The 20279-nt window shown below is 36.2% G+C and carries 22 protein-coding genes; 11 read left to right on the forward strand and 11 right to left on the reverse strand.

The window, feature by feature from the left end:
• Positions 1-17: 17 nt before the first annotated feature.
• From dsbI to UCH001_RS00285, 5 genes are all read right to left on the reverse strand, one after another.
• The gene (gene dsbI, locus UCH001_RS00265) at positions 18-686 is read right to left on the reverse strand and encodes a protein-disulfide oxidoreductase DsbI (RefSeq protein ID WP_067172696.1); all 669 of its coding nucleotides are present in this window, start codon (positions 684-686) and stop codon (positions 18-20) included.
• Between the two features lie 9 nt (positions 687-695).
• On the reverse strand, positions 696-1349 hold the full coding sequence (locus tag UCH001_RS00270) for a thiol:disulfide interchange protein DsbA/DsbL (protein WP_067172699.1): 654 nt from the start codon (positions 1347-1349) through the stop codon (positions 696-698).
• A 170-nt stretch (positions 1350-1519) separates the two neighbouring features.
• On the reverse strand, positions 1520-2056 hold the full coding sequence (locus tag UCH001_RS00275) for a carboxymuconolactone decarboxylase family protein (RefSeq protein WP_067172701.1): 537 nt from the start codon (positions 2054-2056) through the stop codon (positions 1520-1522).
• A gap of 8 nt (positions 2057-2064) precedes the next feature.
• The gene (locus UCH001_RS00280; RefSeq protein ID WP_067172703.1) at positions 2065-2997 is read right to left on the reverse strand and encodes a D-2-hydroxyacid dehydrogenase; all 933 of its coding nucleotides are present in this window, start codon (positions 2995-2997) and stop codon (positions 2065-2067) included.
• Positions 2998-3000: 3 nt separating this feature from the next.
• Positions 3001-3558 carry a cysteine hydrolase family protein gene (locus UCH001_RS00285; protein WP_067172706.1) on the reverse strand — a complete coding sequence of 186 codons (558 nt, stop codon included), beginning with the start codon at positions 3556-3558 and terminating at the stop codon, positions 3001-3003.
• Positions 3559-3664: 106 nt separating this feature from the next.
• On the opposite strand from UCH001_RS00285, the gene UCH001_RS00290 reads away from it, so the two are divergent.
• Positions 3665-4231, forward strand: a complete 567-nt coding sequence (locus UCH001_RS00290) for a TetR/AcrR family transcriptional regulator (RefSeq protein ID WP_067172709.1) — start codon at positions 3665-3667, stop codon at positions 4229-4231.
• A 78-nt stretch (positions 4232-4309) separates the two neighbouring features.
• On the opposite strand, the gene amrB is transcribed toward UCH001_RS00290, so the two are convergent.
• From amrB to amrA, 3 genes are read right to left on the reverse strand one after another with little or no spacing between them, the layout of a single operon-like run.
• Positions 4310-5104, reverse strand: a complete 795-nt coding sequence (gene amrB / locus UCH001_RS00295) for an AmmeMemoRadiSam system protein B (protein ID WP_067172711.1) — start codon at positions 5102-5104, stop codon at positions 4310-4312.
• Positions 5097-6086: an AmmeMemoRadiSam system radical SAM enzyme gene (gene amrS, locus UCH001_RS00300; RefSeq protein ID WP_067172713.1), complete on the reverse strand. Its 990-nt coding sequence runs from the start codon at positions 6084-6086 to the stop codon at positions 5097-5099. The genes amrB and amrS overlap by 8 nt, the downstream gene beginning before the upstream one ends.
• The gene (gene amrA / locus UCH001_RS00305; RefSeq protein ID WP_067172715.1) at positions 6086-6628 is read right to left on the reverse strand and encodes an AmmeMemoRadiSam system protein A; all 543 of its coding nucleotides are present in this window, start codon (positions 6626-6628) and stop codon (positions 6086-6088) included. The genes amrS and amrA overlap by 1 nt, the downstream gene beginning before the upstream one ends.
• A 68-nt stretch (positions 6629-6696) precedes the next feature.
• Between amrA and UCH001_RS00310 the strand changes: the two genes are divergently transcribed.
• Genes UCH001_RS00310 through UCH001_RS00320 form a run of 3 tightly spaced genes read left to right on the forward strand, consistent with a single transcriptional unit; the run spans position 6697 to position 8538 of the window.
• On the forward strand, positions 6697-7194 hold the full coding sequence (locus UCH001_RS00310; protein WP_067172718.1) for a DUF6622 family protein: 498 nt from the start codon (positions 6697-6699) through the stop codon (positions 7192-7194).
• A gap of 43 nt (positions 7195-7237) precedes the next feature.
• The gene (locus UCH001_RS00315) at positions 7238-7639 is read left to right on the forward strand and encodes a hypothetical protein (protein ID WP_067172720.1); all 402 of its coding nucleotides are present in this window, start codon (positions 7238-7240) and stop codon (positions 7637-7639) included.
• Between the two features lie 2 nt (positions 7640-7641).
• On the forward strand, positions 7642-8538 hold the full coding sequence (locus UCH001_RS00320; protein WP_067172723.1) for a DMT family transporter: 897 nt from the start codon (positions 7642-7644) through the stop codon (positions 8536-8538).
• Here the strand turns inward: UCH001_RS00320 and UCH001_RS00325 are convergent.
• On the reverse strand, positions 8504-9076 hold the full coding sequence (locus UCH001_RS00325) for a YqiA/YcfP family alpha/beta fold hydrolase (protein WP_067172726.1): 573 nt from the start codon (positions 9074-9076) through the stop codon (positions 8504-8506). The two genes, UCH001_RS00320 and UCH001_RS00325, sit on opposite strands and share 35 nt — an antisense overlap.
• Before the next feature lie 193 nt (positions 9077-9269).
• Between UCH001_RS00325 and UCH001_RS00330 the strand changes: the two genes are divergently transcribed.
• The 4 genes from UCH001_RS00330 to UCH001_RS00350 all read left to right on the forward strand — a co-directional run bounded on the left by UCH001_RS00330 (position 9270) and on the right by UCH001_RS00350 (position 15169).
• Entirely contained in the window at positions 9270-9554 is a 285-nt protein-coding gene (locus tag UCH001_RS00330; protein ID WP_067172728.1) for a hypothetical protein, read from the forward strand.
• A 3-nt stretch (positions 9555-9557) separates the two neighbouring features.
• Positions 9558-11621: a molybdopterin oxidoreductase family protein gene (locus UCH001_RS00335; protein ID WP_067172732.1), complete on the forward strand. Its 2064-nt coding sequence runs from the start codon at positions 9558-9560 to the stop codon at positions 11619-11621.
• Positions 11622-11995: 374 nt separating this feature from the next.
• Positions 11996-14032: a DNA (cytosine-5-)-methyltransferase gene (gene dcm, locus UCH001_RS13075; RefSeq protein ID WP_197651430.1), complete on the forward strand. Its 2037-nt coding sequence runs from the start codon at positions 11996-11998 to the stop codon at positions 14030-14032.
• Positions 14033-14101: 69 nt separating this feature from the next.
• The gene (locus tag UCH001_RS00350; RefSeq protein ID WP_067172734.1) at positions 14102-15169 is read left to right on the forward strand and encodes an HNH endonuclease; all 1068 of its coding nucleotides are present in this window, start codon (positions 14102-14104) and stop codon (positions 15167-15169) included.
• Positions 15170-15181: 12 nt separating this feature from the next.
• Here UCH001_RS00350 and UCH001_RS00355 read toward each other — a convergent pair whose 3' ends face one another.
• Together UCH001_RS00355 and UCH001_RS00360 are read right to left on the reverse strand one after the other, a co-directional pair.
• On the reverse strand, positions 15182-16858 hold the full coding sequence (locus UCH001_RS00355; protein ID WP_145973090.1) for a DNA adenine methylase: 1677 nt from the start codon (positions 16856-16858) through the stop codon (positions 15182-15184).
• A gap of 366 nt (positions 16859-17224) precedes the next feature.
• Entirely contained in the window at positions 17225-17854 is a 630-nt protein-coding gene (locus UCH001_RS00360; protein ID WP_067172740.1) for a hypothetical protein, read from the reverse strand.
• Positions 17855-17964: 110 nt separating this feature from the next.
• Here UCH001_RS00360 and UCH001_RS00365 point away from each other — a divergent pair, with 110 nt between their 5' ends.
• The 3 genes from UCH001_RS00365 to UCH001_RS00370 all read left to right on the forward strand — a co-directional run bounded on the left by UCH001_RS00365 (position 17965) and on the right by UCH001_RS00370 (position 20198).
• Positions 17965-18219 (forward strand): hypothetical protein, encoded by a 255-nt coding sequence (locus UCH001_RS00365; RefSeq protein WP_067172742.1) that lies wholly within the window; start codon positions 17965-17967, stop codon positions 18217-18219.
• A 77-nt stretch (positions 18220-18296) separates the two neighbouring features.
• Positions 18297-18461 carry a hypothetical protein gene (locus tag UCH001_RS13185; protein ID WP_158508923.1) on the forward strand — a complete coding sequence of 55 codons (165 nt, stop codon included), beginning with the start codon at positions 18297-18299 and terminating at the stop codon, positions 18459-18461.
• A 3-nt stretch (positions 18462-18464) separates the two neighbouring features.
• A complete protein-coding gene (locus UCH001_RS00370; protein WP_067172745.1) occupies positions 18465-20198 on the forward strand; it encodes an FtsK/SpoIIIE domain-containing protein in 1734 nt (577 codons plus the stop codon).
• The last annotated feature ends 81 nt before the right edge of the window (positions 20199-20279 follow it).

The following is a 20279-nucleotide window of genomic DNA, read 5'->3' on the forward strand; positions in this document are numbered from 1 at the left end:
GTTTGATAGAAAAATGACTACGCTTTTTTAGACTGGATCATTTTAAGAATCCAGCTTGCAAACATTGCTCCAAGGAGGAGGAAACAGAGAATGTATGCAAATAAACACGCTTGTGCCATGTTGACTAAATGCTGTGATGGGATAAGATACCACCCTTCAGAATAAAAATCAACTAGCCATTGTTGTAAAGAACTCAACTCTACACCATCTGGAACGATAGGCGCATCAAAACCACAGTCACCTGTTGGTTTAAACCAATCTGGAGCCCATTTATCAAGTGGGAGTCCAAGAGGAAAACTTGGTTCTGCTGAACAGCCTTGCACACCAAATGGGTTATCACTGTGGGCCGCATGGTGAATTTTATTGAGTTTAATACTGTACATAATACCTTGAATAATGCCCCAAAAACCAAAAATATAACCAATGATTTTTAATGCAATATTTTGCGGATTGATCGACGCAACCAACCCACCAATAACCATACATAAAAAGGCAAAACGGATATAAACACATTGCTCACAAGGTTTCATATAAACATAATTCTGAAACAGTGAGTGCGCTACAAGGATCAAGAAGATACTCGCAGCTGCCATTACCAACCATAAAAAGCGTTGGTCTTGCCATTTGGCAACTGTACCGACAGGGCAGGATTTAAACTCCTGCCACAAGTTTTTGAAAAAGTCCATAGGAGATCCTTATTTTGTTGAAAGTTCTTTAATAAGTTCTACCATGCCATCTGGAGATGTGATACTTTTTGTATAAATGAGGTATTTACCATTAACAACAAACCCTGGAACACCTTGAACTTTTGCTACATCATAGCTTTGTTCCCACTCAGCAATCATCGCTTTTACTCTTGGGTCTTCTTTCGCTTTTTCAAAATCAGCTTTGCTAAGACCACTTGCTTGTAAACCTGTCTCTAAGAAACTCTCAGCACCAGCGTCCCATCTCTCTTTTTTATCATGGTATGCGTTATAGTATGCCATTTTTGCTTTTTTGAATTGTGATTTTTCATCAAACAATGATTTAACACCATTGTCTTGATCTTTGATAATCAATGTTGCAAAAAGCTCACTTGCTTGAACACCATACTTACCTTTTGTTTTAAGGTGGAATGGTCTAAAAGTTAAACCTTCTGGTAATTTTGGAACAATAACAGGTGTGACAGCTTTGTCATACTTGTAACAGAATGGACAATCATAACTAAACACTTTAATCAGTGTTTTATCAGCGTTTGCAATTGGTTTCTCAAGTTTTACATAGTCAGTTCCCTCTGTAAAACCAAAACTTGCTGTCGCAACTAACATACTCAATGCCAAACCTTTTGCTAATAGCGTAGGTAATTTCATGGTAGCTCCTTTTATTAAGTTAACAGAATTATAAAAGGTACAACTAACATACAAATCACGTATAAATTAAATTTTACTTAAATGAAAAGATTTATTTTATTTTTGAGAAATGATGGATGAAGAGATAAAAATGAGTGTTTTTTAGACGTAATCCAAAAAACACTCACCCATTAAAAGTCTTTTTCTATTTTAAAGGCATCGAAGATAATGTCTATAGCTGACATACGCGCACCGTGGTTGGTTACATCGAGTATCTCACCATCGTTGTAGCCAAAGTCGCGCAAGGCTTGAACATCCGAAGCGTTGACATCATGAGGGGTACGAACCGCTTTAAGTACAAAAAGAAGCATTGCCTTTTCTTTGGCATCTAGCTTTGCATCGTTGGGGTTAGCGCGCATCGCTTCAACATCTTTAGGCGTCCAACCCAGCATATTGATGAGGATAGAAGCATTAAAGTCAACGCAGTAGCTACAATGATTTTTATCAGAGATAAGCATACGAATAGAAGCCAGTAAAGGCATTGAAAGGCTTTTTTGCTTTACCATGTAGTATTCGATGAAACTCATTTGTTGTTTGATGAGCTCAGGGCTTGCACTAAAAATTTGAGCAGAGTTACTGATACGTCCTCTCATGGCTTCTATTTTTCCATAGAGTTCTGCGAGTTCACCTGTGGCGTCTTCTGGTTTAATCGTTTTAATAAGTGGCATAGTTTCTCCTAATGGTTTAGAAATGTTTGAATGTTTTGTGCAACGAGGCGCATAAGTGCTGTGCGTGCTTCAACACTTGCCCATGCTACATGGGGTGTTATGATAAGTCTTTCGTGGTGCTTCACTGTTAAGAGCGGATGTCCTTTTTGCATAGGTTCTGCTTCTAAAACATCAAGTCCTATATAAAGCTCTTTTTCATCGATGATCTTTGCTAGGGCTACCTCATCAATGATACCACCACGTCCAACATTGATAAGTACAGAACCCTCTTTCATGCTTTGTAAGGCTTTTGCATCGATAAGTCCTTTGGTTTGGGCATTGAGTGGTGCATGAATAGTGATGATAGAACAGGTTTGAAGCATCTCTTCTAAAGAAACACGTTGATAAAGTGCATCGTTGTTTGCACCACTGGTTGAGAAGTAAACGACTTCGGCACCAAATGCTGTAGCAATCTTCGCAACCTCTTTACCAATCGTTCCAAGTCCTATAATGCCCCAGCGTTTTCCTTTGATTTCCCAAAAAGAACGTTCAATATGCGTAAATGTTGAGGCACTTACCCAGCCGCCCTTTTTAACAAAATCATCATAATAGGAAGCATGACCAATAAGATTAAGGGCCAACATGATGGTGGTTTGCGCAACAGATGCGGTTGAGTAGCCTGCCACGTTTTTTACAGCGATGCCCTTTTGGCTCGCATAGGCTAAATCAACATTGTTTGTTCCTGTCGCGGTGACACAGATGAGCTGTAGGTTTGGGCAAGCGTCCATTGTTTCAGCATTGATAACAACTTTATTGGTCAGTACGATATTCGCATCTGCGATGTGTGCAATACACTCTGATGGTGCTGTTGTTTGGTATGTGTGAAACTCTCCAAAAGATTTAAAGAGACTTAAGTCTATATCGTCTCCCATGGTTTGTGCGTCTAAAAAAACGATCTTCATGCATTAATCCTTTTTAAGTAATGGTATCCATTCATCAAGTGTTAAAACACGACTAAAGCCAAAGGCTTGAGCAACCAAAAAAGAGCGGTGTAACTCTTCTGCGCTCACCTCGCCTGCACTATTGGAGAAAGCAAGAGTTCCGTTGGCGTCGCTTAAAAATTCCACATTATATCCTAGTTGCGATGCATCCCTCGCAGTAGCGTCACAGCAGTTTTGTGTCATGTATCCTATGATAGTAACGGTGTCAATACCGAGCGTTCTTAACCTATAGTTTAAGTCTGTTCCTACGAATGAACTGGCATGATTTTTTTCGATGTAAAGATCAGGTTTTATTTTTTTGATCTCATCGTGAAATTCCCACAAGTGGCTCCCTTTCACAAATGCGCCTGCATTTTCTTTGAGGCTGGTATGTTGCACTAAAACAGCAAAAATGCCCTCTTCTTGAGCTTTTGCAATAGCTGTTTTGATCTTCTCAAAACTATGAGGTGGATAGGAAATTGGCAAAGCACCCCCATCAAAATACTCATTTTGGACATCAACAACAATAAGAGCACGTTTCATAAAATCTCCTTGACTGTTTGGTCAAGAGGCATTGTAGCAGTTCTTGACTGATTAGTCAAGTGGACGAAAAATATGCTATAATCAACCCAATTATAAAGGAACTATAATGGAAACGACACGTGACAAGCTGATAAATGCAACATTTGACGAGGTTTTTTCGCATGGCTATCAAGGTGCGTCACTCTCTGACATCTTAGCCAAAGCAGGCGTACACAAAGGCTCGATGTATCATTTTTTTGCCAATAAAAAAGAGATGGCTTTAGCTGCGATAGAAGAAAGCATACTCAAGCGAAATATGGAAAAATACCGCTATGTTGAAACCTATAAAAGCGGATTTTTAGAAGAATTTTATACACGTTTGCGCGACACATCGGTGAGAGACTTCAAACGAGGATGTCCTATTGCTAACATAGTGCAAGAGATGTCCAATATCGATGAAGATTTTAATGTGTTGATGAAGTCCATTTATGGGGCGTTTCGTGCAAACATTAAAGCTATTTTAGACAAAGCCATCGAAGTGGGAGAAATGAAGCCATGCGATACAACAAAACTAGCTCTTTTCATCACCTCAATCATTGAAGGTGCCATACTTGCAGCAAAAGCCAGCGGCAATGCACAGGATTATGTCGATGTAATTGAGGAGTTGATCGTGCATATTGAGAGTAAAAGGTAGTTTAAAAATATTGCAACCGTGACTCTAGGCGTGAAGTCTAAGAGTTTATACACTGAGATTTATGTACCCATTGTTTGATTAACCAAGAACAAACGAAGTATAACCCACAACTCTGCTATCATCACCTGTGCGTGCAAAACTGGTACGGTAATCTAAAAAGTGTGCTTTTAGGTGATGCGAAAGTGCACTTTGTACCATTGCTTTAACGCCTGTCAGTCCACAGGCTTCACACCCATGTGAAAGAGCGTGTAGGTCGAGATGTGAAATAGCATTGATGCAGAGTGTATCGAGTTTGTTGGCTTCTTCTTCTGTGTAAAAATGGCTAAGATCCGTACTGATGACGACAAGTGTTTTTTCATCAAGTAGGAGTGTGTCAACAAGCGTTGAAAGCTCCCCATGGGTGATGTCTCCGTACACAATTTCAACAACGCTTGCATGTTTAAAATAGTGCCTAATAAAGGGCATTTGTACCTCTGTGGAGTGCTCTTCATGTGCCATAGGGTGAAAGTCTAAAAAGGCAAATTTCTTCTGTAAAGCATGGCTATACTCTAGGTCGATTTTGATTTCACCACAAGGTGTGTGGTACGCCTCAAACAGGGCGATGGAAGCACCGGCAATGTAGATGCGATGACTTGGACCCAGAACAACGACACGCTCTATATCGGGACGTTTTGAAGCGGTATAGTGGTAGGCAAGATTGGCAGTGTACCCACTGTAAATGTAACCCGCATGAGGCACAATAAGTGCGCGAGGTCGGACATCGAGTTTTAATGCTGGCATCTCTTTATCAAAATGGGCAATATAATGTTTTATGTCATTGCAACTATCGGGGTAGAACATGCCTGCTACGGCAGATTTTCTATATTTATTCATCAAAAACTCCTACGAGTTTGGTCTTGCAGCTGGGACAACATCCCTCAACAAGGTAGTTTTCAGTGACTTCAAAACGGTGACGCTTGATCAAAACTGTATGACACTTGGCACATTTTGTTGGGTTTTCAAGTCCTACATTGCCGATGTAGATGTGCTTAAGCCCTGCTTTTTGGCCGATAGCTTCAGCCCTCTTGAGTGTTTCTAAAGAGGTCGCAGGAAGTCCTTGTTCGTGGTAATCAGGATGAAACGCACTGATATGCCATGGCGTCTCTTCTCCTAACTCTTTAGCGATAAACGAAGCGATGGAGGTTAGCTCCGCATCTGAGTCATTTTTCGTTGGAACGATCAGTGTAGTCACTTCTACCCAGATGCCATTGCGTTTGAAATGTTTGAGGTTTTCCAAAATGGCTTCTAGTCCACCACCGAGTTCTTTTTTGTAATAGTCATAGTTGAACGATTTGAGGTCAACATTAGCAGCATCAATGATGCCCACCATATCATCTATCACTTCAGAGGATTCAAATCCATTGGTTACAAAGATATTTTTAATGCCTTTTTCATGAGCTAAAATGGCTATGTCTTTTGCATAAGGGTAAAAGATGGTTGGTTCGTTGTAAGTGTAAGCGATGGAGGCACATTCGTATTTGAGTGCCATCTCTACGATGTGTTGAGGCGCAAAGTACTCTTTAGACTGTACCGTTTTTTCTTGAGAAATACTCCAGTTTTGACAGAAAGGACACTTGAAATTACAGCCAATGGTGCCGAGTGAAAAAGCTCTGGTATCGGGTAAAAAATGATACAGTGGTTTTTTTTCCACAGGGTCAACGTGCATAGCGACAGGGTAGCCATAAACAAGGTTTTTGATGACACCATTTACATGTTTGTTGACACCACAAATCCCTACTTGTCCCTCTTTAAGATGGCAATAATGCGCACATAGCAAACACACAAGACGTGTACCTTCAGCTTTAAAATAGTCCATTATTTCACCTTTTCGACCTTGTATCGCCAAATATCAGGATGGCTCTCTAAACAGCTAGATTCTAACCCCGCTTTTTGACACAGATGTGAAAAGAAAAGCTCAAAAGAAGGAAGTTGTTCCCATACTTGAGGTAAAAAAGTTGCTTTTCGACTCCCTTTTTGAAGAATGATGCCATCCACATTCACATGAATTTTAGATTTTAAATCCGCAAGATCACGATACTCAACCACCTCAGGTACACTGAGCAGCGAGACTTCAATGTGAACGCGTGAAAATTCTGCAAGGCTGAGCGGATAAAATCTAGGGTCTTCAAATGCAGCAGCTTGAGCATTGTGAATAAGATCATCTAAAAATGCTCTATGTGCAATCAAAGATCCAATGCAGCCTCGAAGCTGGTTATCGAGTGTGAGCGTTACAAAGGTCGCCTTGGGTTTAGTAAATTCGGGGTAAAGCTCCAATAGAGCTTTTCTATCAATAGTAGAAGTATGGTTAAAGCCATCTTGGATGGCATGTTTAGCAATATCTAGGATCACGTTTTGCATGGCGCCTCCTTTGCAGAACATTATTATATGATAAAATGGCTAATAGGTTATACAAAAAAGGAGTTTAGATGCTGATGGCGATTTTGCAGCACACCCCTGTATGGGTTTATGTGCTGTTTGTAGCACTGTTGGGATTAGGATGGATGCAGAGTCGTGATCGTGTTGTGCCCTATTTTAGGGCATTTGTATTGCCATGTATGATGATGCTTTTTTCTATGTATGGTGTTGCATCTGCTTTTGGTATGGGTATTGGTGTGATTGCATGGAGTATCGGTATGATGATCGTAATGGCACTGGGTATTCGTATAAAAACGTTTTACAATGCAATTTATATAGAAGAGCGCAATGCCTTTGCGATAAAAGGAAGTTGGCTTTGGCTAGCTCTTATGATGGTTATTTTTTGGTTAAAATTTTCGGTAGGTGTAGTGCTTGCAAGAGAGTTAAAAATCGTTTCTGAGCCTTGGTTTATTCTAGGGATTAGTCTGTGTTATGGTTTGCTTAGTGGTATTTTTTTAGTACGTGTGATTATTTTATGGAAAATCAAAAGCATACAGGTAAAACATTAACACTGTTTTGCTAGACTAACGTATGATTTTTAAGGAGTAGTGGATGAAACAATGGATAGTGGCAATTCTAAGTATAGGGCTTTTTTCAGGCTGTAGCATGAGTTTTAATTATAATTTTTGGAGCCAGAAAGCACCCGAAACGCCATCTCCTGCTGCGGTAAAAGAAGTCAAAATAGCGCTTCCTAGTACAGTTTTGATGTATGATTTAGATATTACCGATCGTCCTTATACTAGCCTTGGTGAAGTAAGTGCAAGTCTGACAAAGCTCAATCCATGGGGTGAAGAGCCAACACAAGCTCAAGTAGAAGCTAAACTCAAAGAAGAAGCGGTGAAAAAAGGAGCGGATGCACTGATCTTTGTGCGTTACACCAAACTGGGTGCTTCATGGAACCGCCTCAGTGGCATCGAAGGCAAAGCTCAAGCCGTTAAATTCACACGATATTAATCATGACCAATAAAAATCTTTTTTTCTTTTTACTCTTTTTAGCGATGGTTGCATGGGGTGGTTCATGGGTCAATGTGAAAGTTTTAGGGCATTATGTCAGTGCTTTTGAGATGATCTTTTTGCGTTTTGGCATTACTGCTATTACGATGGTGCCGATTATCATATGGTTGAAGCATTCATTTAAAATTGACCTGAAAAGCTTTGGCTTAGTGATCTTAGTAGCGCTTGCATTGATTTTTTACAACAAATACTACTACCTCGGCACAAAATTTGGTACAGCCTCTTTAGGCGGAGCGATGGTAACAACGATGATTCCGATCTTAACCTTCATTTTACTTGCATTGATGGGAGTAAAGAAGGTGAGTTCTAAAGACCTGTTTGCCCTTGGTTTAGGCGCTGTGGGCGTTTTGACGATGTTGCACATCTGGACGTTTGATTTAGCGCACATCTTGGTTATTCAAAATCTTTACTTTTTTCTAGCGGCTATTTTATGGGCTATTTTGACGATTATCAGCTCAAAATCAACGAAAATTTCACCCATAGTTTTTACGTTTTATATGTATATTGTTACCGTTGTGCTGGATTGGGCATTGTTTGTAGATGTGAGTGCCATCCCTTTTGCATCGTTTGATAGTATCTTTTGGATTAACACGATTTTGATCTCCCTCGCTGCTTCCACCTTTTCCAATACGATCTATTTCTTAGGGATTGAAAAATTAGGTGCAGCAGAGGTAAGTTCATTTGTCTTTTTAGTCCCATTTTCAGCCATAGGACTAAGTGCTATCTTCTTAAATGAAAAAGTTGATTTTTTTATTATTATTGGAACAGTTTTAACGCTTTATGCGGTCAAACTGCTCAATAACATTACAATTTTAAAGCGACGCCAAAAAAGCGTTTGATACTCTCTAAATGGCGATCCAGCCCTTCAAAGCTGTGGTTGCCACCCTCTTCTACGACCATCTTGGCACCTTCTAAAACATCTTGTGCTTCTTCATAGTCTAAGACTTCATCCCCTTTTTGAAGTAGTACAAGCAGGTTATCAAGGTTTGGCTCTTCAATTTCATAGCTTTCTAACATATCAAGATGGGATTCATTCCATTCATAGGTTGAGTTGTCATAATAACTCACACCATGCCCAATGGCTCTCTTAAGTGTTTCAGGAGCATTGATGGCTGGGTTGATAAGGACAGCTTTGAGGTTGTATTTATCGCTCAGGTAGAGTGAATAATATCCACCAAGGGATGAGCCCATAAGATAAACAGGTTCATTGTCTTGATACGATTCGATGAGCTCACTGAGTGTTTTAATCGCAAGATCAGGAATAGTAGGGAGTGAAGGTGCAATAAAACGAATCTTATTTTCTTGACAATACGCACGAAGCATTTTTGCTTTGCTTGCCTCGCCACTCGAGCCAAATCCGTGAATATAGATAATCATGATTTTACCTTTTAATGAATAAGTTAAGCACCAAAGGTGCGCGGGCTTTGTGCCGAACAAAACCCAGTGTTAACGTAGTTTTCGGAGCTTTGCTTTGAAAACGTGAGTAGAGTTCTATGAAGAACTCTATTAAATGGAGTATAGCAAAAGTTTCGTTAGGCTATAATACGCGTAATTACTAAACGAGGTTTACATGAAATTACAAGAATTAGAAGCACGAAAAATTATCTTGATGGTCATGGGTGACAAGCGACCCCTTACAAAAACAGATGAAGAGTTGGCACTGCTTCTTAAAAAAAGATTGACTAAAAAAGAGTGTGAAGTGCTCAATACAGAAGTTTCTGGCAAAGATAAAGAAGTAACCATGCATGAACAAAAAATCGATGCAGTACGTTATGAAGCACTCAAAGCAAGTGCGATTAAAAAGATGAAAAATGAGTCTGTACATGGGGACTTTTTCTATACGAAAGGTGAATAAACGATGGAACATTTTGAAGTCATTGACAGTGTGTGTACCTACTGTGGCGTTGGTTGCGATATTGCTGCGAATGTTAAAGACAATAAAATTCACAGCATTTTTGCGCACCCTGAAGGCGTAGTATCTGAGGGAAACTTATGTGTGAAAGGCAAATACGGTTATGAATTTGTTGATGCGCCAGATCGTCTTAGAATTCCACGTATTCGTAAAAGCTTTTTAGCGAAAAATCCAGCTATTCAAGCACAGATTGCTTCAACACTGGTCGATCTTGATGAAACATGGGTTGAAACAACCCTAGATGGCGCTACCACAGCTGCCGCGATGAAACTTCAAGAGATTCAGTCAACGTATGGACGAACCAGCGTCTGCTCCATCGGAGGAGCAAGAACCTCATGTGAAAGTTCCTATTTGCTTCAAAAATTCACCCGCCATACCCTTAATTCTCCACATGTCGATAACTGTGCACGTATTTGCCACTCTCCAAGCCTTAAAGGTATGCGAACGACCATCGGTGAAGGTGCGGCAACCAACCCGTACAATGATATTTATAATGCCGAGTTTATGATTGTTTTTGGCTCGAATACGACTGAAGCGCATCCGATTATCTCCAATCGTATTGTCGATGTGGCAGGTAAGCACGATAATCTAGCTGTGTTTGATGTGCGCGAAATCACCTTGCACCGCTTTGCCAAGTACAAAGGTATTATCCCGCATGAATCAAATCTGTTAGTGCTGAATATGATGGCGTATGTCATCATCACTGAAGAGCTTTACAATGAGCATTTTTTGGCAGATCGTACCAAAGGATTTGAGGCATTTAAAGAGAAGATTTTAAATGATCCGTATGCCAATCCGAAGTATTTTGAGCACATAGAAGGCTATGAATACCTAAGCAAACTCATCCCAAAAGTAGCACGTGAATATGCCCTTAAAAAGTCGATGATTTTCTGGGGACTAGGAGTTACTGAACATATCGATGGCTCCTACGCGGTAATGGCGATTACGCATTTAGCGCTTATGACAGGGAATGTAGGAAAAACAGGTGCTGGTCTTATGCCACTTCGTGGGCAAAATAACGTTCAGGGTGCTTGCGATATGGGCATGCTTCCTTATTACGACCCTGATTATCAAACACCAAAAGAGATCGGTTTGATGACACCACAGCTCGTGGATGAAATGATTGATGGTCGTATTAAAGCGGTGATCAATATGGGCGAAGATCTCACGCATGTTCACCCTAACAGCAATAAAGTCAACCGTGCGCTTGATAATGTTGAGTTCATTATGGTGCAAGAGCTGTTTATGACTGAAATTGCCAATCGTGCTGACATTGTCATTGGCGTAAAGTCTGCTTATGAAAAAACAGGTGTTTATGTGAATGCTATGCGTCGTCTTCACCTCTCTCAACCGCTTGTGAAGTCTGATTTACCCGACGATTGGGAAGTCATCAAACTACTCGATAACAAATTAGGCGGAAATTATACTTATGAAGATTCCAAACAGATTTGGGATGAAGTACGAGAAGTAGCCTACAGACGTTTTTCAGGAGCAAGCTACAACAGACTAGAGCGCCACCGCGTTCGTGGACTACAATGGCCTGTACATACTGAAGATACACCTATTTTGCATCAACTCGATTTTAGAACTGAAGATGGCTATGGTGAATTTCATTACCACCAGTATGAGCTCCGCGGTATGGTGGAAGAGATACGTGAAAAAAGACTCACAGGTTATCATCTTACTACGGGAAGAACCCTTGCACAGTATAACAATGCCTCTCAAACCAGTCGTAGCGAAAGACTCAATAAGCGTTATGATGAAACGGTTTTACTCGTGCATGAAGATGACGCAGCCGACTTTACCAGTGAAAAAGTTATCTTAAAAACAGCATTTGGGCAAAGTGAACCGCTAACAGTAAAATTGACTGACAAAGTTCAACCTAAAACACTTTTCTGTACTTTTCACCATGCTAAATCGAAAATAAACAATCTTTTTGGTGATAGATGTGATGAATTTGTTTTAACTGCAGCATTCAAGTCGATCAAAGTAGAGGTTATAAACGTTTAAAGTGGCTAGATTCTAGCTGCTTTAAATGATAAGTTAGGGGATAATTTATAAAGAAGTGGCCGGGAGAGAGGGATTCTTGATGGGGGTGATTTCATACATTTTAAAACCTCAAAAGTCCTAAATTTAGGGATTTTAACTCTTCTAAAAACGATTAAAATAAACTTAAAAGTTGTAAAAAAGTTGTAAAAGCATTGTACTAAAAAACAGGTTTTTTGCCAAGATTTTTATATGTATTAGGTTTGTATTTAGTCCATGTTTTGCGATTCCAATTTTCTTTATTATTAGGGATTTCAAACACTTTTATGAAAAGTTAGATTAATAAAAGAAATAGCTCTTATTTTGTAAAATAAAAGACAATCATAAAGTTTGGTAAAATGGAAAAAATGAATACACAACAACTGACGTACATAGATTTATTTTGTGGTGCAGGAGGATTTTCACTAGGGTTTACAGATGCTGGATTCAAAAACATATTTTCAATAGATATAGAGCCAGAGTTTTGCGAAACATATAAAGCGAATTTCCCGAATCATAGATTAATAATCAAAGACATTAGCCAGCTTTCAGAGATTGAAATTAAATCTATCATTGGCAATAATCATGTAGACGTAATTATTGGAGGACCTCCTTGCCAAGGTTTTAGTATAGCTGGAAATATTGGGCGAAAGTTTATTGATGATCCTCGGAATAGTTTATTTAGGGAGTTTGCAAGAATCGTAGAAATAGTTAAACCAAGATTTTTTATAATGGAAAATGTCGCAAGATTATTTACCCATAACAATGGTCAAACAAAAAATGAAATTATTGATACATTTGAAAAAATGGGATATTTTGTTAATTGTAAAGTTTTAAATTCTGCAGATTATAGTGTCGCTCAAATTCGAAGAAGAATAATTTTTATAGGAAGTTTGGGTGGATCTAAGATAGTTTTTCCGAAAAAAAACTCTGAAAAATTTTTGACAATCAAAGATGCTATTGATAGTCTGCCCCCATTAGCATCTGGGGAAAAATCAAATATACCAAATCATGAAGCAATGTCTCATTCATTTCAGATGCTCACAAAAATGAGTTTTATAAAAGATGGTGGCAATCGAACACAGATACCTGAAGATTTAAGACCAAAAGCTGGAGATGTGCGTAAATATATACGCTACAAGAGTGAAGAACCTGCTATATGTATCACTGGAGATATGAGAAAAGTTTTTCATTATTCTCAAAATAGAGCATTATCTGTCAGGGAGTTGGCGAGTATCCAATCATTTCCAAATAGTTTTATTTTTAAAGGTAAAAGTATTTCTCAACAACAACAAGTTGGAAACTCTGTGCCTCCAAATATGGCTAAGGCACTTGCAAAGTCTATAGAGTTAATGTCAAGACACTATAAATACCCAAAAGTTAATTATATTGGAAATAAAGAAAAATTAGCAAGCTTAATATGTGATTATTTTCCAGAAGATGCTAATTCTGTTTTGGATGCTTTTTCTGGGGGGTGCTCGGTTAGTTTTGAAGCAAAAAAACGAGGTTATAAAGTTATTTCTAATGATGTATTGAAAATCAATTACTATTTAGCAAAAGCATTAATAGAAAATGAAGAAGTTACATTACAAGCACATGATGTTGAAATAATTTTTAATGGTAAGCCTAAAAAAGGATTTATGACTCGCAATTATGCAAATAAATATTTTTTTGAGCAAGAGTGTAAAGAGCTTGATAATTACAGAGAAAATATTAATAAACTTGATTCGGAATATAAAAAAGCACTTGCATACTCATTGATGAGAAGAGCCATGATTAGAAAAATGCCATATTCTAGATTTACCATTCCGTGGGAGCAGATAAAACAATTACGTGATGAAGATTATAGTTATCAAAAGTATAAACGTAAAAGAGCATATCATAACGAATCAATAAAATATCATTTTTTAGACAACTTGAATGAGTATAATAAGGCAGTTTTTAGTAACTGCCAAATAAATAAAGCATATAATGAAGATATTTTCTATTTGGTGGATGAAGTTAAAGCAGATATTGTTTATTTAGATCCTCCATATGCTGGTACAATGAATAATTATTTTAGTTTCTATGGACTTATTGATGAGTATATTGAATCTAAAAAAATACAACCATTTATAAATAACTTTATTGAAAAATCAGAAGTTTTTATGTTGTTTGATTTATTGTTTAGTAAATTAAAGAATTTTAAATATTGGATTTTGAGCTATAATAATGCTTCTTATCCATCAAAAGAAGATTTAATAATGTTATTAAAAAAGTACTCAGATGATGTTCAGTTTATAGAAATTGATCATGTTTATAAAATTACAGGAAAAGATAAAAAGCAAACACATTCTGAGTTTTTATTTATTGTAAAAAATAAAAACCATGATTCCGATAAGAGGATCAGAGGATAGTAATACAAGTGAGAAATATCAAAAAGTTGAAATAGTAAAATATTTTTCTTGAAGGGAGAGTTGTTTTATATGCCTCAAACTATACAAATATACGAAGAATATTGGCAACTAACAAATGCTTTTACAGACTATAATGGTGAAAAATTTTTAACAACGCTAAGGGTGTGTATTCAATTCATTGATCAATATAAGATTGAAGAATATAGTGAAGAAAAATATAAAAGGTTGCAAGATACCTTAGAACCTCATTTGCAAATAAATAAAATTTCAATTCGAAAAGCAATTAACCAATTAGTTAAGCTTGGCTTTATTAATTCTTTTCTTGTCTCTTACCACCCTGATTCTGTGGAGTATTCAAAAAACACTACAAGCAATAAAAAGCGTGAGTCTTTGCTCTCTAAAATTGTATATTCCAATTCTAGTTTTAATCGAGCAGTTAATAGAAATTCAGACTTGCATCAAATTAACTTTCTCATTAAAACATTAATCGAAAATAGTCCTTTGAGTCAAGAAGAAATTATTGCTTTAATGTTGGTAGATATTTCTTCAATACAAAAGGGGTATTTAGAAAAAAATGAGATTTTAAAGTATGTAAATGAGGCAAAAGAAATTGATTTTATATCACGTAAGTATAATCAAATTGGTTATTTGATTAATTTGCTAAGTAAGTTAGATGAATTAAAATTTGTTGATGATAAGTTATACTTTCAAGAAGATGCTAAAAGAATTTTTGGTGAAGATGTTTTCTACAAGGAAACGACAAAAAAACGTGATCCTTATTTACATAGGATATATAAGAACCAGCTCCAAGAAGAATCCATTGAATTGTTTAATAAGCCTGTTTGTATGATTGAAAAATTAGATTATCCAGTACTAATAGCTAGCCATATTAAGCCTTTTATAGATTCTAACAATGATGAAGCTTATGATCCTAATAATGGGCTTTTGTTGAGCAGGTCAATAGATGCTTTATTTGATTTAAAATATATAAGTTTTAATCAAGAAGGGTCAATTATTTTTTCAAGTGAATTAAGTGATGAAGTTAAAGAGGCTTGGAAAGACTATAAACTGGATGCAAGGGTTTTAAATCCTACACGATTAACTTATTTGCTCTACCATAATGATTTATTGAGATGAGAAATCCAAATTCTATGATACTTTTTGTACCATAGAATTTGGATTGATATAATTGATATTGTTGGATATTTGGGTTGAGTTCTGTGAGCATAGAGCAGTTCTAACCCTTCTCCTAGTCATAAAAACTTCCTCTTTCATTGGAATAGGGGTTCCAGAGGTATTTTTACTATTGGTTGTTCTTCTCTCTAAATATTGGATAGTCAATCCGTATTTTTTAGAGTATTTTTCAATCAAAGGGTGTCTGTAGTTAAAGTAAGTCAATTCCCCTTTAATCAATTTTAAATCCCTCAAAAGTTGTTCATGAGGGAAATCGTCCCCAAAATTTCCATAGTTAAAAGAACACCCACACGTCAGACTTAGAATCTCTTTGTGAGTGGTTTTATACTCTTGTGTTCCAATGGTTTGAGTGGCAAGTGTTTGATTTAAATGTTCTATTTTCTTGTCAAACTCTTCAATACTCATCATATTTGTCTGAAAATATGGAGGATCCATTGTCGTATAGGTGTCACTATGTCCACTATACTTTTTCAAAATTGTCTTATAGTCTTTGTTGTGAAACGTTACCTTTGCAGTGTTGTAAAGATAGTGGTATAGTCCTATCTTTCCCACAAAGTTGAAAAACCTTTTCACTTTCTTGGTGTCCGTTGATGCGGAGATGTAAGAGCCTGAATCTTTCATCTCGTAGTTTCCTCCAAAACCATTATTTAACAGAAAAAGAAGTATTGAACTTCCCTCGATGGTGTTTTTGGCTGTTCTGTTTTTCTCTATCCCATTCAGTTTTTGTAAAAGAGTGCTGTGGTACTCTTTGTATTGTTCTGACGTTGGTTGACATGTTTGGTATTGTTTAAACATGTCTTGAATGATATTTGAGATAAATACCATCATCTTTTTGTGCCCATTTTTATTTTGAACATTCTTGCTCAGAGTGTAAATTGATGGGTTTAAGTCATTCAAAATTACCGATGTATCTTTTGGAATATGGGTAAATAGTGAATAAAATGTTCCAAGACCACCCATGAACGGGTCAATAATGGTGGATATCTCTTGGCTGTCAACCACCTCTTTAAAATGAGTGTTGATAGTTTCATAAAACTTTTGTTTGCCCCCAGCGTATGGATAAAGATTTCCAAGATGTGGGCTGTTGAATGAAAAATACGGATAGTTTCTCAAAACATAGTCAGTCAAAACAGAATGGCTGATATCGCCCCTATCCAACAAGGCGTTAATTCTTTTAATGACTTGTGCATCTTTGGTATAGGTTAGTAAGGACAAAGCAAAAAAGATTTTAAAAAACTTCTTTGGGGATGCGTCTTTGTATGAAAATAAAACCTTACTCATTGTATCTCTGTTGATGCTCCTTGCCTCTGTTGTTTCCTCATGAGGGATAGACAAGATGGCATCATTTGTCGGTTTGACAAGATTTTTCAGTTTGATACTGATTAATTTCAATGTCGCTTTTAACTCTTTTAAATGGCTTATCTTGCCAATCGATTTGACAAGATAGTCAATCTCGTCAATTTTTTTGTCAGGGTTTAACTTACACAATGATTGCAAAATGGTATTTATCAACTTTTGGCATATGCCGTCAATCGTGTTGATACTCGTGATTTTTTTCTCTAAATCTTTGATGTAATCTGTTTTATGATAACTCTCTGCTTGATACATTTGAATCGGTTTCTTTGTTTCCATTTTATCTCCTTGGGTTTGATTTTGAGTAGCTGTTGTGTCCATCTTTTTTCCTTTTTTTGAATTTGTGATGACATCATAACAGGAGATAAAACTCTTTAAAAGTGCTATTTTATGGGTATTTGTATGGGGTTTAAGATTTAATTTATAAATAATTTATGGGATGAAAAATAGAGAGGTTTTTAATGTATGGGATAAAAATAGAATGAAAAAAATATCAAATTAATTTATGGGGTATGAGTGGATGGGTGGTGTATAAACTATGGGGTTTCAGTTAGAATTAAATGAAATTTATGGGATAAAGTTTTGAAAGAGAAAAAATAAATAATCTCTATTTTTTCTCAAATTGGCATAAAAAAGAGGAAATTATCAAAAAATAGTTATATGAGGGTCATTAAAGCGTTTCTTTTTAGCATTGTTTTTTCTTCTATCGACAATACCTTGGGCTAAATTTTCCTTTCGTTGCTTATCCGTTAATTCCATTAAATGGATACATTCATATGTGAGATGCTTTAAAATATTGTTGTACCACTTCTTGGATTGTTTTTCATTGTCATTAAGAAGTGTTAGAATGAACGCTAAAATCTCATTAGCATTTTCAGTAAAATGATAAGACTGATGCTTGCCCATAAACTCTATCAACTTTTTCTTATCTTCAAAAGAAACGCTGAAAGAACTTTTCTCTATAGCTTCTTTGATAGAACGATAGTCGCAACATCTATCTTCATAAACCACCCTTCTAAAAATTAATACATCATTACGAGAACAATCAGCACAACCTCTTGAATCAAGATAATCGGCTTCATTTTTAAGTTCTCTAAATGCTTTTAATTCTTGTGTTGTTTTATCAAACGTAATGAAATCTACTTCAACATAGTTCACAACTTTTTTCATTTGATTGTCAATCAATTCATTTTTCTTGCGTTGTGCATAAATTTGTGTGAGAGATTCTAATTTTAAAAAAGTATGACGAGTCATAAGCGGTGTATGTTTTGGCATGAATATTCCTTTTTGGGCAAACAAAAATAAAATTTTGTCTGATTTTTCTTTACTTATAATGTAATAGATAAGCAAAATCTTATCACATTTTATTTCAAAGGAGTGTCACGATGAACACGCAATTAATGATTATGGGTGAAATCAGTTTTATAAAAACTGGCGAGTATAAAGGTGAGGTGGTTAATAAACTTCAATTTTTTAATGAGGACGAGGCAAAAGGTATTTCAATTTTAGAAGTTAAATTGGATTCTACGCAAGATATGTCGGTTTTGAAAAAAGGTGTTAAAGTTCAAGTTCCAGTCACAATTTCAACTATGGATAGAGCTATTTTCTATAAACAACGAGGAAAAATTTTAACCAAATAAGCGTTTTTAATCTTCTTGCTCAAGGGTGTCACTTCTTGGGCTTCTTCTTTCTTTTATAAATTTTCAAAGGATGTATCATGGTAGACAATAATCAAAACGATGGTTTAGTGGAATATGTATTGGAGCAGATGTTTTATAATGAAACATGGTTATCTGTTGTTTTAGTGGTTGATAGTGCGATGGTTTTATGGGTGGCTCATCACTTCTTTGGTTTGAATATCTTTCAACTATTGGGGAAGTAATCAATGAATAAAGACATCATTTTTTTTCATTGCAAAAAAGTTATAAAAATGGGTGGTTACGCATTTATTGTGTTTATCTTTGTGGGGTTTTTAGAAGTCATTCACATTGATATTAAAAACAACAGCTATATTTCAAGCGTTACGAATGAAAAGGTGCCGTCAGGTTTTATTGTGAAAGATACACATCAAAATGTTCAATTTATTCGGCAAGAGCATGGGGAGTTGGTAAAAAATAGCCCATTCTTTCAAAAGCACGAACAACTTTATCAGTCTATTGATAAAAATGAATTTGTCTTTTCATTTATTGAGTATGTGAAAAATCTATTTCACTACTCTTTTAAAAATTCATACGCAAGCGAAGTCTATCAGGCTGATTTTTTCATGCGTATTTTGGTAGGTGGGTTGTTTTTTATATGGTTAATTTATAGGTATCTATTGAGGGCTAAATTTGAAATATTGCCTGTACGCTTCAACTTATACAATCAAATTGGAGAACAAAATGCACAATCTAAAAAAGTGTATGACATCTTTTCAAAAAAGAGCGATAATCAAATCATTTATAAAAACGCTTCTAAAATCAACTATGACAATTATGTCAAAGGATTAGAGGACATCAAGCAATTTCTTGGAATGGAAAATTTAGAAGTTCAAAGATTTAAAAAGGCTTCTGTTGCATTGGTGGTTTCTAAAATTCCCTCATCGGTAAAGTTTGATGTATCAAAACTAAAAAAGGGATTGATTTACATGGGGGTAGATAAATATTTAAAAGATTTCTATTTATCCATTAAAAATATGACACATACCATCGTGGTGGCTGAAACGGGTGCGGGAAAGTCTGTCTTTGTTCAAAATTTTTTAGTTTCTTTGTTTTTTAATCATGAAGAGATTGAGCAGTTCTATTTGATTGACCCAAAAAAAGCCGAATTTGGAAGGTATCAAAAATTAAAAAAAGTGACGTATGTTGAAAATGATATTGACATTTTGGAAACATTAAAAACGCTTCAATCAGTAATGTACCAAAGATATGAAACTATGAAGCGTGATGACTTAGATAATGGGGATGTCATTTATGGTGGAAAATTCATTATTTTAGTGATGGATGAGTTTGGAACTCTTGGAACGATTGCCGATACAAAAATGAAAAGCGAGGTGGAGAGAATTTTAATAGATTTGGCGCAAAAGAGTAGACGCGCAAAAATTAGAATGGTTTTCATAGGACAAAAAGCAACGCGTGAAAGTATTTCATCCAATGTCTTGGCAAATATCAGTACCAGAGGTGTTATGAAAACAGAGGATGGGGACAATATTATCAAAATGGTGGGCAATAAAGAAGAGTTAGAAGAGCGAGGGGTAAATCCTAAAAAATTTGTAAAGGGTAGGCTTTATTTCAAAGATGGGGCAAGTGGAGTCAATACTTTAATACAATCGCCCTTTTTTAACTTATCGGATAAAACCCATATTGAGTATTTAAAAACCATTGTGAAAGATTTAATCCCTCTAAAAAATGAAACGATTAAACAACCTTTGAGCGATGCAAGTATCAAAAGTATAAAAAGTGCTGATTTTTATGAAAAAAATTTAAAAAATTTGTGGGAGCGTGTTAAAAATATTCAGGATCAAAGTAAGGCAACAGAACTTAGAAAAGCAATTCAGAGCTGTAAAAGAGATTTGAAGCGTCAAAAAATCGATGATTTAGATATAAGGATAGAAACTCTTAACAAACAACTTTCCATTTAAAAACAAGGTTATTGGGGTTCTCCGTGGTGGCTTGCCACAACGGAGGTTCTCAATGTTCTTGTTTTCCACACAATCAATTTC

Origin of the sequence: Sulfurospirillum sp. UCH001, assembly GCF_001548035.1 — a bacterium.
Classification (GTDB): Bacteria; Campylobacterota; Campylobacteria; order Campylobacterales; family Sulfurospirillaceae; genus Sulfurospirillum.